A 12882-nucleotide genomic window follows, 5' to 3' on the forward strand; every position below is an offset into this window, starting at 1 on the left:
CAGATGAATTCGGATACGACCAATTCCGCCAATGCGGCGAACGACCTGACCCAGCGCTTCGCGCTCGACGTGCAGGGCTTCGGCAAGTTGAGCGCACAGGCCAAGGCCTCGCCGCAAGCCGGCATGAAGATGGCGGCGCAACAGTTCGACGCGGTGTTCACGCAGATGATGCTGAAGAGCATGCGCGATGCGACGCCACAGGATGGTCCGTTCGATTCGCACGACAGCGCCACCTTCACGTCGATGATGGATCAGCAGTTGTCGCAACAACTGTCGCAGAAGGGCATTGGTGTCGCCGACGCGATGCTCAAGCAGATGATGCGCAATCAGGGCATGCAGGTGGGCGGCGCGAGCGGCGCAGGCGGCGGCCTCGCCGGCATGGCCAATGCGCTCGGTGGCGGCAGCGGCGGCGACGAAGGCCAGACCGCGGCGCTGAATGCGCTCGCGAAGGCTTACGGCAACGCGCAGGCCAACGGCCAACTGGCGATGGGCAAGGGCTACTCGGCCAACAGCGCGCTGACTCCGCCGATCAAAGGCGACGGCAGCTCGCCGAAGGTCGACGCCTTCGTCGACAAGCTCGCCGAGCCGGCGCAAGCCGCCAGCGCGGCAACCGGCATTCCGGCGCGCTTCATCATCGGCCAGGCCGCGCTCGAATCGGGTTGGGGCAAGAGCGAGATCAGGAAGTCGGACGGTTCGACCAGCCACAACGTGTTCGGCATCAAGGCGACCAAGGACTGGACCGGCAAGACCGTCTCGACGGTCACGACCGAATATGTGAACGGTAAGCCGCAGCGCACCGTCGAAAAATTCCGCGCGTACGACTCGTACCAGGAAGCGATGACCGACTACGCGAGCATGCTCAAGGGCAACCCGCGTTATGCGCAGGTGATCAACTCCTCGCATGACGTGAATGGCTTTGCCAACGGCATGCAGCGCGCGGGTTACGCGACCGATCCGCATTACGCGAAAAAGCTGATGTCCATCATGCAGAAAATGGGCTGACCTGCCGTTAATGCAGGTGCACAGTCGCACTCGACTGCGCAGCCGATCGGTTTATGCAGTCTGATTTTCTCGAATAAAGTATGCACGCGACGGGGCCAGGTGCATAACAAGACGGACGAGGCCGGCCGCCTACAGGCGGCCGGTCCACCCGCATAACCGGCGTGATTGTTGCCGGGATTCGATGCACGCGGATTCCACTGCTGGAATATCGGCGTTTAACGTTTGCGGCAAATATTTCATTACACGCCCCTAAATTTTGGCTGAATGCTGCCGCTAATTAGTTAGACCCGATACCGGAAAGCGTTTAATGTCCGGTTGAATGCGCGTGCTGCGGCTTCGATGAAGGCCGCGCGAAAGCCCCGGCAGGAGCCCTGGCACGCGCCCGCAAGAACATGCATACCGGCAAGCCTATGGATACTACCCAGTCGCACGGCCAGACCGACGCACCCGGCCAGTCGCACGCCACGCTAGACGAAAGCGCACCCGATTTCGGCCGTCGCAATCCGCTGGAGATTGGCGTTCAGTTACGCAACCTCGTCAATCGCGGCGATTTCCTCACCGTTGAATATGCGGGCGGTCAGCTCGTGACGCGCCTGCTCGATGTCGACGTGCGCGGGCGCACCTTCACGTTCGATTGGGGCGCACTCTCCGAACAGAACAAAGGCTTATTGGGCGCGCCGCGCTGTCAGTTCCACGCGTCGCCTGACGGCGTGCGCGTCGAGTTCGCCACCGGCACCCCGCGCGAAACCCGTTACGAAGGACTGCCCGCATTCGAGTCCGACTTCCCCGAAGTGCTGTACCACGTGCAGCGCCGCGAGTATTTTCGCGTCGATGCGCCGATTCTCGATCCGTATATGTGCAGCGGCCGTTTGCCCGAAGGCGATACGTTCCGCTTCGAAGTGCACGATCTGTCGCTCGGCGGCGTCGGCATGCGCACCTCGGATGAACGCGTGGCCGAATTGCCGATGGGCACGCGGCTGCAGGATTGCGAACTGTCGCTCGGCTCGCTTGGCCGCCTTTCGCTCGATCTGCAACTGGTGTCGCACCGTTCCACCGCATTGCCGAACGGCACGCAGCGCTATCAACTCGGCTTCCGTTTTCTGACGCTGCCGGGCAGCGCCGAAAACACGCTGCAGCGTCTGATTACGCAACTCGAAATGAAGCGCCGCTCGCTGGTGCGCTGAACGGCGAAAGAGCCTTGCTGCACGCGCCTCGCAAACGTTGAAACAAACGTCGAACAAGCATCGGAATGGCCCTCAATTTTTCCTCGTGGGGGCCGTTAAACAGGATGTTCAAGTAACGCGGCGGCAAGTGGTCGGTGTCGCCCTTCAGGATGACGCATGTCGAGCAACCTCATCAATCTCGGACTCAGTGGACTGAACGCAGCCCAGTGGGGACTCACGACGACCGGCCAGAACATCAGCAATGCGTCGACGCCGGGCTACACGATCGAAACGCCGGTCTACGCCGAAACCGGTGGCCAGTACACGGGTTCCGGCTTTTTGCCGCAGGGCGTCTCGACCGTCACCGTGACACGCCAGTACAGCCAGTATCTGACCACTGAGTTGAACAATGCGCAGAGCTCGGGCGGATCGCTGTCGACGTACAACACGATGATCTCGCAGTTGAACAATCTTGTCGGTAGCCCGACAGCCGGCATTGCAAGCGCGATCACCAGCTACTTCACCGGTTTGCAGAACGTCTCGAACAACGCCTCCAGCCTGTCCACCCGCCAGGGCGCGATAAGCGGCGCGCAGACGCTCGTGAATCAGATCAATGCCGCGGGTCAGCAATACGACGCGATGCGCCAGAGCGTCAACACGCAGCTCAGCAACACCGTTTCGCAAATCAATAGCTACACGCAGCAGATCGCCCAATTGAACGGGCAGATCTCCCAGGCCAGCACGCAAGGTCAGCCGCCGAACCAGCTGATGGATCAGCGCGATCAAGCCGTGTCGAACCTGTCGCAACTGATCGGCGTGAACGTCGTGAACAGCAACGGCAGCTATAGCGTGTTCATGGGCAACGGCCAGCCGCTCGTATCGTCCACCAATAGCTACAACCTGGGTACGGCGCCTTCGACAGGCGACACCAGCGAACTGTCGGTGCAGTATCTCGGCCAGGCAGGTGCAAACCCGGCCGCTGCGCCGCAAAACCTGCCCGACAGCAAGATCACGGGTGGCACGCTTGGCGGCCTGCTGGCGTTCCGCAGCCAGACGCTCGATCCGTCCGAAGCGCAACTCGGCGCGATTGCGGTGAGCTTTTCCGCGCAGGTCAACGCGCAGAACGGCCTCGGCATCACGCTCGCTGGCGCCCAGGGCGGCGCGCTGTTTTCGGTGGGCGGCCCGACCGTCTACGCGAATACGAAGAACACCGGCAACGCGTCGCTGAACGTCTCGTTCGCGAATCCTGCGCAGCCGACCACCGGCGACTACACGCTGGCTTATACCGGCACCAGCTACACGCTGACCGACAATTCGACCGGCAGCGTGGTGGGCTCGGCGACCACGCTGGCCCTGCCGATCAACGGCCTGAATTTCTCGACCACCGGCACGATGAACGCCGGCGATTCGTTTACGGTAGAACCGACCCGCGGCGCGCTGAACAGCTTCAACACCGCGACCACGGACCCATCGGCGATTGCCGCCGCGGCACCGGTACTCGGGGCGGCAACGGCGAGCAATACCGGCACCGGTACGATCTCGCAAGGCTCGGTGACGGCCGGTTACACGATGCCGAATGCGACCACCACGCTGTCTTACAACGGCGCGGGTCTCTCAGGCTTCCCGGCCGGTTCGACGGTGACAGTAGCGGGCTCGCCCCCCACCTCTTACCCGATCGCCACTGCGGCGACCGTGGTGCCGTATTCGTCGGCTACGGGGGCAGCGCTGACGATCACCAACCCGACCGCCGGCCAGATGAACAACGTCTCGGTGACGATCAGCGGCGCACCGGCTGCCGGCGACACGTTCACCATCGGCCCGAACACCGGCGCGAGCAACGACGGCCGCAATGCACTGGCGCTGTCGAACCTCTCCGCGGCGAAGGTATTGGCGGGCGGCACGGTCACGCTGACGGGCGCGTATGCGAACTACGTCAACCAGATCGGCAACCAGACCAATCAGATTCAGACCTCGAGCACGGCGCAGACCGCGCTGGTGACGCAGATCACCACCGCGCAGCAGTCGGTCTCGGGCGTGAACATCAACGAAGAAGCAGCCAACCTGCTTCAGTATCAGCAGCTCTATCAGGCGAACAGCAAGGTCATCCAGACTGCGCAGACCCTGTTCCAGACGATACTCGGCATCTTCCAGTGAGGCGTTGAACATGCGCATCTCCAGTACGCAGTACTTCAATATGAACGTGGCGACGATGAGCGATCAGCAAGCTCAGTTGTCGCAGTTGTATCAAGAGATCTCGAGCGGCGTGAGCCTCTCCACGCCGTCGGACAATCCGCTCGGCGCGGCGCAGGCGGTGCTGCTGAGTTCGACGGCGACGAGCCTGTCGCAGTACACGACCAACCAGGGCGCTGCACTCTCTTCGCTGCAACAGGAAGATTCGACGCTCGGCAGTGTCAATACCGTGCTGCAGAGCATTCACACGCTGGTGCTGAGCGCCGGCGACGGTTCGCTGAACAACGGCGACCGCGGTTCGATCGCGACGCAATTGCAGAGCTTGCGCAGCCAGTTGATGACGCTCGCCAATGCGACCGACCCGCAGGGCAATGCCTTGTTCGGTGGTTATCAAACCACTGCGACGCCGTACACCACCAACGCGGCCGGTGTCGTGAGCTATTCGGGCGATACCGGTACGCCTTCCATGCAGATCACGTCCTCGCACACGATTCAGACCGGCGACAACGGTCTCGCGATCTTCGGGAGCGTGGCAGCGATCGGCACCAGCTCGGTGCCGGCCGCGACGGCCGGCAACACGGGCACGGGCGTGATCAGCACCGTGAGCCTGACGAACCCGACCAATCCGGCCAATGCGGATACGTACGCGATCAACTTCACGTCGGCGACCACCTACACGGTGACCCAGACCCCGCCGAGCGGGGCGCCGACCACGAGCGCGCCGCAACCGTTTACGGCCGGCTCGGCGATCACGCTTGGCGGCCAGACGGTGAACATCACTGGCGCACCGAACGCGGGCGACAGCTTTTCCGTAACGCCGGCCACGCAAGGCAGCATGGATGTGTTCGCCAATCTGAGCCAGTTGATCACCACGTTGCAATCGCCGCTGTCCGGCGGCGCCTCGACGGCCAGCTACCAGAGCGCACTGACCACCAGCATGACCCAGCTCGAAAACACGATGAACAACGTCGTGACCGCGCAGGCGGCGGTGGGTGGCCGCGAGCAGCAAGTGCAGGCGTTGCAGACCGTCACCCAGACCAACACGTTGCAGACGTCGAGCAACCTCGCGGATCTGACGCAGACGGACATGGCCAAGACGATCGGCCAGTACACGATGACGCAAAACGCGCTGCAAGCGGCGCAGCAGGCGTTCGTGAAGATCCAGAGCGTTTCGCTGTTCCAGTACCTGAATTAAGCGAGCAGTCTGAAACGAGGAAGGGCGGAAGCCGGTGTGAGCCGGTTCCGCCCTTCTTTGTTTTGGGTGGGGCCGCGCTACTTCAACCCCGCCGCTACACGCCCCATCTGATCGAGGCCGACGTCGAACAGGCGCATGAAGAACGGAATCATGTTCGGGATCATCAGTTGCAGGAGCAGCATGCCGATCAGCATGGTCAGCGGAAAGCCGATCTGGAATACACCGATTTGCGGCGCGGCGCGGTTCAGGATGCCGAGCGAAATATTGGTGATCAGGAGCGCGACGACCACCGGCAGCGACAGCAACAGGCCAGCCGAAAACACCGTGCTGCCGAAATTCGCCAGCGTGCGCCAGCCGGGCGCGCCCAGAATGTTCGCCGACACCGGCACGGACTGGAACGTGGTCAAGAGCGCGCTGATCATCTGCAAATGGCCGTCGATCACCAGAAACACCAGCATTGCGATGATGTTCATGTAGCTCGACAGCACCTGGCTCGAACTGCTTGCCTGTGCGTCGAAGAATGTCGCGAAACCGAGACCCATGCCGAGGCCGACGAAATCGCCAGTGGCGCTGATTGCCTGGAACACGATCTGCATTGTCATGCCGAGCGCGATGCCGATCAGGAACTGGTTGACGATAATCCACACGCCTTCGGCGGAAAACACCGTGACCTGCGGCAGCGCGCCGAGCGTGGGCGCGACGATGATCGTGATGAAAGCCGCGAGGCCGATCTTCACGCGCGTCGGCAGCGAGCGGTTGCCGAGCACCGGCGCGGTCGCCACCAGCGCGAGAATCCGCACGAACGGCCACAGGAACGCTGTGAGCCAGACGTTCAGTTGGGCGTAGGTGACGGAAAACATGGCGGTGGGGAAGGGGGCAAGCGCCGAGCTGAAGCCGGGGCCGCGCTCAGTTGACTAGCGACGGGATATTGGTGAGCGTCTGGCGCAGATAGTCGAGCATGGTCGTCAACATCCACGGACCGGCGATCACCATCGTGATGGCGATCGCGAGCAGCTTCGGAATGAACGACAGCGTGGTTTCGTTGATCTGCGTCGCGGCCTGGAACAGGCTCACCACCAGACCGACCACCAGCGCGACCAGCAACAACGGCGCGGCAAGCAGCAGGCCGACATACATGGCCTGGTGCGCGAGCGTCATGACGGATTCCTGATTCATGGCGTAGTACCGGAAGCGTGAAGGATTGAGTGACGCAACTGAGTGAACCGGTTAAATGAGCCGGTTAAACAAAGCTCTGCGCGAGCGAGCCGAGCAGCAGTTGCCAACCGTCGACCAGCACGAACAGCATCAGCTTGAACGGCAGCGAGATCGTGGCGGGCGACACCATCATCATCCCCATCGACATCAGCACGCTCGCCACCACCATGTCGATGATGAGGAACGGGATGAAAATCGTAAAGCCGATCTGGAAGCCCGTTTTCAGTTCGCTCGTCACGAACGACGGCACCAGCAGCGACAGCGGCACGTCTTCCGGACCTTGCATCGGCGCGGCGTGCGAGATGCGGGCGAACAGTGCGAGATCGCTTTCGCGGGTCTGGCGCAGCATAAAGGTCTTGAACGGCGCGAGGCCGCGGCTCACCGCCGTCTCCATCGGCATCGAGCCTTCGGAGAACGGTTTGTAGCCCTCGTTATAGGCTTTGTCGAGCACTGGCGACATCACGAACAGCGTGAGGAACAGCGCGAGACCGACCAGCACCTGGTTCGGCGGCGTGGTGGTCGTGCCGAGCGCCTGACGCAGCAGCGACAACACGATGATGATGCGCGTGAAGCTCGTCATCATCAGCACCATCGCCGGCAGGAACGACAGCATCGTGAGCAGCAGCATCGTCTGCACGCTCAGCGAATACGTCGTACCGCCGTTCGGACCCGGGCTCGTATTGAAGGCCGGCAAGCCGGCGGTTTGCGCGAACGACAGCGTCGGCAGCGCGAGCATCAGCGCCGGCAACACGACTGGCGCGACGCGGTGCAGGACGGGAATGACTTTCGAGGCGGCGCAGGACATGCGCGCGGCATGCGTTTGATGTGCTGATTGCACGGGGTGCACTGAAAGAAGACTGAACTGCATTACCGATCCCCGCTGCCTTGCCCATTGAAACGTTTGCCCACTTCGCCTTTTAAAGCATCGCGAAAGCGTTGGCCGAAGGTGCCGGGCAACGCGGCGCCTTTACTCGATGTATCCGATGCGCCGGGTGTGGCCAATTGCGTGCCTGCGACCGGATCGATTGCGGCCGAACCGGCGGGCATCGTGTGCAGCAGACGCACATTGCCGGGCGCCGTGCCAAGCACGAGCCACGTATCGCCGATCTCCACCACCGCAACTCGTTCCTTGCCGCCGAGCGAGGCGCCGCCGATCGTCTTCACGAGGCCGCCGCGATTGGCCGGCTGCAAGCCGAAGCGGCGCGCGAGCCATGCACAGGCGAACACCAGACCGATCACCACCAGCAGGCCGACGATGGTTTGCAACACCGCGCCGACGCCGAGCGCCGGAACGGCCGTGCCCGCACCCACACCCGACGCGATTTTCGCGGCGTTGTTGACCGCGTTCATGTCGGCCGCGTGCGCGGCCGATGGGGCGAGTGCCGCCACCGAGGTCACTGCGAACATCAGCGCCGGGGTGGCCGTTGCCGTCGTTGCCATTGCTGCGAGCACAGCGCGATTGAGAACATTGCGCGACGCATGCTGCATGGCGCGACCGGCGACGCATTTCATCGATTCAGTTTCCGGATACGTTCGGACGGCGTGATGATGTCGGTCAGACGGATACCGAACTTGTCGTTCACGACCACCACTTCGCCCTGGGCGATCAGGCAGCCGTTGACCAGCACGTCCATCGGTTCGCCCGCCATGCCGTCCAGTTCCACGACCGAGCCCTGTGCGAGTTGCAGCAGGTTGCGGATCGCGATCTTGGTGCGGCCGAGTTCGACGGTCATCTGGACAGGAATGTCCAGGATCATGTCGATGTCGTTGCGCGTCGAAGTCGGTTCGACCTTCGAGAGCGGCTGGAACACGCCGGCCGTGGTCGCGCTGACTTCCGTGTTGTCGTTCTGCTCGGCCAGCGCGCTGGCCCAGTCGGCCATGGCCGCTTCGTCTTCGGCGCTGGTTGCGTCGGCGGCCAGTTGCGGCTCGCCAGCGGCCAGTTCGGCCTCAGTCTTTGCGTTCAGGTCACTCATATCCACCATCCTTCATCGTGTCGGCTGCGCTGATCATTTTCTGGACCCGCAACGCGTACTGACCATTGAAAATTCCGTAGCCGCACTCCATCACCGGCACGCCATCGACTTTCGCCGTGATGTGTTCGGGGATGTTGATCGGCAGAACATCGCCCTTGCGCATGTTCAGGATCTGTTCGAACGTGACCGGTACCTGGGCCAGGTCGGCGGTCAGTTCCACTTCTGCTGCCTGCACCTGTTGCGACAGCACGCGGACCCAGCGGCGGTCGACTTCGAGCGCCTCGCCCTGGATCGGCGACGAGAGAATGTCGCGGATCGGCTCGATCATCGAATACGGCATGCAGATGTGCAGCGTGCCGCCCGTCGTGCCGAACTCGATCGAGAACTGCGTGACGATGACGATTTCGTTCGGCGTCGCCACGTTGGCGAACTGCGTATGCATTTCCGAGCGCACGAATTCGAACTGCAGCGGCCGCACGCTTTTCCACGACGCCGCGTAGTGCTCGAACGTGAGGTTGAGCAGCTTCATGATGATGCGCTGCTCGGTTGCCGTGAAATCGCGGCCTTCGACGCGGGTATGGAAACGCCCGTCGCCGCCGAACAGGTTGTCGACCACGAAGAACACCAGGTTCGGGTCGAACACGAACAGCGACGTGCCGCGCAACGGCTTCACGTGGACCAGGTTCAGGTTGGTCGGGATCGGCAGGTTGCGGGTGAACTCGCTGTACTTCTGCACCTTCACCGGGCCGACGGAAATTTCCGCCGAGCGCCGCATGAAGTTGAAGATACCGACGCGCAACAGACGCGCGAAGCGGTCGTTGATGATTTCGAGGCCGGGCATCCGGCCGCGGACGATGCGTTCCTGCGTCGCGATGTTGTACGGGCGTACACCCGCACGATCGGTCTGCTCGGCTTCCGAGTCGGACTCGCCGGTGACGCCCTTGAGGAGGGCATCGACCTCCTCCTGGGACATGAACTCTTCGTGGCCCATTCCTTATTCCTCGTGCGTCCCGAAGCGGTTGATGATGGCGGCGCTTAATAACGCCACTGAGAACGTCACGGAGAACGTCACTGCACGACGAATTCGGTGAACAGCACGTCCTGGACGTGGATCGGCGCGGCGCCCTTATCGGTCGGCTGTTCGATCAGCGTCTGGAGTTCGGTGGCGAGCGCGCGTTTGCCTTCGAGCGGCGCGAGTTCTTCCGGATGTTTGTTCGACAGTGCGAGGAGGATGCGGCTGCGCACTTCCGGCATATGGTCGGAGAGTTCCTGCTGGGTTTTCGGGTCGTTGAGCTTGAGCGTCAGGCCGATTCGCAGGAAGTGTTGCTGGCCGTCGTCCGATTGCAGGTTGACTGTCATCGATTCGAGCGGGAAGAAGAGCGGCACGGGGAGCGGCGCCGGTGCGCTGGCGGTTGGTGCTGACGCGGGGGCCGGGCTGCGCTTGGACATGAAGAACCACACACCAGCGCCGGCAGCGCCTGCGGCGATGATCGCGATGAGGACGATCAGGATGATGCGCTTCAAGGGGCCCGGGGAAGCGGGCGCGGCTTGCTGGTTTGCGGTCGTGGTTGCCATGAGGTTTGCTTTGCTTGCCTTTAGTGCTGGTGATGGTGATTGTTGTTTATTTGCCTGCGGCGCGATGGGTCGAAAAGAAGGGTTATTGAGGGCTATCTCTTGTTTTTGCCTTTCAGGCGGGGATTGCCTGACGGCGCTGGTTTTAGGTTTTTTTGCCTTCGGTGGGGGAGGGGTTGCCTGCGCGGCGCTTTTTGTCAGTGTTCTTAGGGCTTTGGCCTTTCCTTGATTTGTTAGTGGTGTATTAGCGTTGCCCCTGTGCGGGGCGGAACCACTACACACCTACTTTTCTTTGCATGCCGCAAAGAAAAGTAGGCAAAAGAAAGCGGCTCAAACCGCCAATGCTAAGTGGGAACCGTGGTCTGCTGCGGGTAGTGGTGCATCTGGAATCTGTGTTCGTGCACCTGCATAGGCTTGTGACAAGGGCGTCATACTTCCGGCGGCGCTGCGCGCGCCGAAGAGCAGTTCATAAAACCACCCGCTACGTTTCAACTCCCATGTTTCACTCGGAACCACGGTTTGCCATTGCATATCACTATCAATAGGCACAGCTACGAGTGTTGCGACACACGGCCTTCATTGGAAGTGAGGGCTGCATGACTGCAGAGGCGCTTCGCCGAGGCGAAGCCGACTGCTCCCACAGACCTGAACCGAAGCCCTTGGTTTCCCTGGCAGACCCGTCCGCGACGCACGTAGTGCGGAGTGGGAGCGGATGAGTCCTTTGTCACTAACGCGGAGTGTGCGAGAACACGGATTCCAGATGTACCACTAGCGCTTGCAAACTACGGTGCCCACTTAGCAGTAGCGGTTTGAGCTGCTTTCTTTTGCCTACTTTTCTTTGCAGCCGGCAAAGAAAAGTAGGTGCCGCCCCGCACAGGGGCAACGCTAATAGACCACTAACAATTCAAGGAAAGGCCAAAGCCCTAAGAACACTGACAAGCAAGCGCCGCGCAGGCAATCCCCCGCCCGACCGGGCAAAAAACCCAGATTAAGCAAACGTATCAACCAACCCAACAGTCCGCCGAACGGCAACATTAGCAACGCTAGAATCAGAATCCGAACCAGCGCCGCCGGCAAAACCCCCAGCACCACCGCGCGCCCCAGAGCGCCCCGAATCTGCACTTTGCTGCTGCCCGCCCTGCCGGGCAAACCCATCGCTAACACTAGCGCTCCCAAGCCCAATACCGTTGGACTCCATCGCCTCGCGAAGCTTCGGCAACGCCGCCTCGACAGCCTCCCGCACCTGCTGGTGCTGCGAAACAAACAACGCATGTGCATGGTTATCGGCAACCTGCAACACAACCTGTAGCGGCCCCAGATCCTTCGGATTCAAAGTCAGCTCGGCACTCTGCGAATGCGCATTCGACAAAAACACCACCTTCTGACTCAACGCGTCTTCCCAATCCGTCGTGCCCACCTGCGGTGACAACGTATTCGCCACTTCGGCAGCACCGGTATTACCCGTCGTCTGCACGGCCGCCGTCGTACTCGCGGCGCTCGCCGCAGCCTGGCCAGCCGCCAGCGCAGCAGTCGCGGCATCCGCTGCACTCTTGAAGGACGCGAGATCGTCAGCCTGCGCACCACCGGCCGTCGCAGTCGCCGTCGCGCTCAGCGCGTCAGCCGCTGCCTTCGCTGCCGCCGATGGATCCGCCACGGTCGTGGCAGCAGCCGTCAACGCGGTCTTGCCTGCGCTCGATCCCTTGCCGTCGCCGAACAAACCGGCTGCCAGTGTCTTGCCGTCCGCCGTTCCGCTGAGTCCGTTACTCGTGCCAGCACCCAAACCGTTCGCCGCCGTTGCGGCATTCGCTGCCGCGCCGCTCGCCAGTGCCTGTGGCGGAACCACGCCCTGGCCGCTCGCCAGCGCGGCCAGCGCCGCCTGCAAGGCGTCCTGCGCCGACTTCGAATCGGTCGCGCCAGTCTTTTTGCCCGTGGTGGTGCCCGTCGTCGTGTCCGTGCCCGTGCCGGGCAGCGTGGTCGCAGCGTCAGTCAGCGCCGTGGCGGGATCAGCGGTCGTCGGGTCGGTGGCGCTATTCGCATTGGCCTGCGCTTGAGCCTGCGCCTGTGCAGCGGCAGCCGCTGCTGCGGTGGCAGCATCGGTCTGCATAGTCGTGTTGCCGGACTTCGCGGGCGTCGCGCCGGTCTTGTCGGTCGAGGCTTGCTGCGTATTGGCAGCGGAAGCCGACGACGAAGCCGACGATGAGCCGGACGAGGAAGCGCTCGTCGAATTGCTGTTGTCCGTGTTGCTGCTCGCGGCATCCTGGCTCTTCGTCGAAGGATCGGGCGGCGGCGGCGCGTCATGCACGCTGGACGAAGCTGCCGAGGACGACGAAGCGGACGCAGACGAAGAGGACGACGGAGCCGGCGGCTTGCTCGCGCTCTGCGCGGCCGCGTTGTTTTGCAGATCGATGCTCTGCTGCAGGGTTTGCGAGAACGGCTTGGCGTTCGCCGCAGCGGCCATCGCCGCGCTGGTGGACGTGCTGCTGGCCGAGCCGAGCAGTGAGCCGATCTGTGAAAGAAGCGACATAGGGAATCCTGTCAATCCGTCAAACGGGGTGTTCGGTCAATCGAAGCG

General features: G+C 62.4%; 13 protein-coding genes. 5 read left to right on the forward strand and 8 right to left on the reverse strand.

From position 1 onward, the window contains the following. Positions 1-3 precede the first annotated feature (3 nt). From flgJ to flgL, 4 genes are all read left to right on the forward strand, one after another. A complete protein-coding gene (flgJ, locus tag P3T25_RS11740; protein WP_171927629.1) occupies positions 4-1002 on the forward strand; it encodes a flagellar assembly peptidoglycan hydrolase FlgJ in 999 nt (332 codons plus the stop codon). A gap of 410 nt (positions 1003-1412) precedes the next feature. Further along, positions 1413-2186 carry a flagellar brake protein gene (locus P3T25_RS11745; RefSeq protein WP_171927628.1) on the forward strand — a complete coding sequence of 258 codons (774 nt, stop codon included), beginning with the start codon at positions 1413-1415 and terminating at the stop codon, positions 2184-2186. Positions 2187-2342: 156 nt separating this feature from the next. Then, positions 2343-4319: a flagellar hook-associated protein FlgK gene (gene flgK / locus P3T25_RS11750; protein ID WP_429358149.1), complete on the forward strand. Its 1977-nt coding sequence runs from the start codon at positions 2343-2345 to the stop codon at positions 4317-4319. 10 nt (positions 4320-4329) lie between these two features. Beyond that, positions 4330-5550 carry a flagellar hook-associated protein FlgL gene (gene flgL, locus P3T25_RS11755; RefSeq protein ID WP_154559845.1) on the forward strand — a complete coding sequence of 407 codons (1221 nt, stop codon included), beginning with the start codon at positions 4330-4332 and terminating at the stop codon, positions 5548-5550. Positions 5551-5627: 77 nt separating this feature from the next. On the opposite strand, the gene fliR is transcribed toward flgL, so the two are convergent. The 7 genes from fliR to fliL all read right to left on the reverse strand — a co-directional run bounded on the left by fliR (position 5628) and on the right by fliL (position 10313). Beyond that, positions 5628-6410, reverse strand: coding sequence for a flagellar biosynthetic protein FliR (fliR, locus tag P3T25_RS11760; protein WP_154559844.1), 783 nt, complete (start codon positions 6408-6410; stop codon positions 5628-5630). 46 nt (positions 6411-6456) lie between these two features. After that, positions 6457-6726 carry a flagellar biosynthesis protein FliQ gene (gene fliQ, locus P3T25_RS11765; protein ID WP_028198519.1) on the reverse strand — a complete coding sequence of 90 codons (270 nt, stop codon included), beginning with the start codon at positions 6724-6726 and terminating at the stop codon, positions 6457-6459. A gap of 64 nt (positions 6727-6790) precedes the next feature. Next, entirely contained in the window at positions 6791-7633 is an 843-nt protein-coding gene (fliP, locus tag P3T25_RS11770) for a flagellar type III secretion system pore protein FliP (protein WP_429358150.1), read from the reverse strand. Continuing rightward, positions 7633-8277, reverse strand: a complete 645-nt coding sequence (fliO, locus tag P3T25_RS11775) for a flagellar biosynthetic protein FliO (RefSeq protein WP_429358151.1) — start codon at positions 8275-8277, stop codon at positions 7633-7635. Before fliO ends, fliP begins: the two co-directional genes overlap by 1 nt. Further along, positions 8274-8738, reverse strand: a complete 465-nt coding sequence (fliN, locus tag P3T25_RS11780) for a flagellar motor switch protein FliN (protein ID WP_093640882.1) — start codon at positions 8736-8738, stop codon at positions 8274-8276. Before fliN ends, fliO begins: the two co-directional genes overlap by 4 nt. After that, positions 8731-9729: a flagellar motor switch protein FliM gene (gene fliM, locus P3T25_RS11785; RefSeq protein WP_154559841.1), complete on the reverse strand. Its 999-nt coding sequence runs from the start codon at positions 9727-9729 to the stop codon at positions 8731-8733. Before fliM ends, fliN begins: the two co-directional genes overlap by 8 nt. Positions 9730-9806: 77 nt before the next feature. Continuing rightward, complete coding sequence (gene fliL / locus P3T25_RS11790; protein WP_429358152.1) at positions 9807-10313, reverse strand: flagellar basal body-associated protein FliL; 507 nt, start codon at positions 10311-10313, stop codon at positions 9807-9809. Between fliL and P3T25_RS11795 the strand changes: the two genes are divergently transcribed. Then, a complete protein-coding gene (locus P3T25_RS11795; RefSeq protein ID WP_429358153.1) occupies positions 10312-10539 on the forward strand; it encodes a hypothetical protein in 228 nt (75 codons plus the stop codon). The genes fliL and P3T25_RS11795 overlap by 2 nt on opposite strands. A gap of 759 nt (positions 10540-11298) precedes the next feature. Here the strand turns inward: P3T25_RS11795 and P3T25_RS11800 are convergent. After that, positions 11299-12834 carry a flagellar hook-length control protein FliK gene (locus P3T25_RS11800; protein WP_429358154.1) on the reverse strand — a complete coding sequence of 512 codons (1536 nt, stop codon included), beginning with the start codon at positions 12832-12834 and terminating at the stop codon, positions 11299-11301. Positions 12835-12882: the final 48 nt, after the last annotated feature.

Source organism: Paraburkholderia sp. GAS32, from assembly GCF_050434225.1.
GTDB lineage: Bacteria > Pseudomonadota > Gammaproteobacteria > Burkholderiales > Burkholderiaceae > Paraburkholderia > Paraburkholderia madseniana.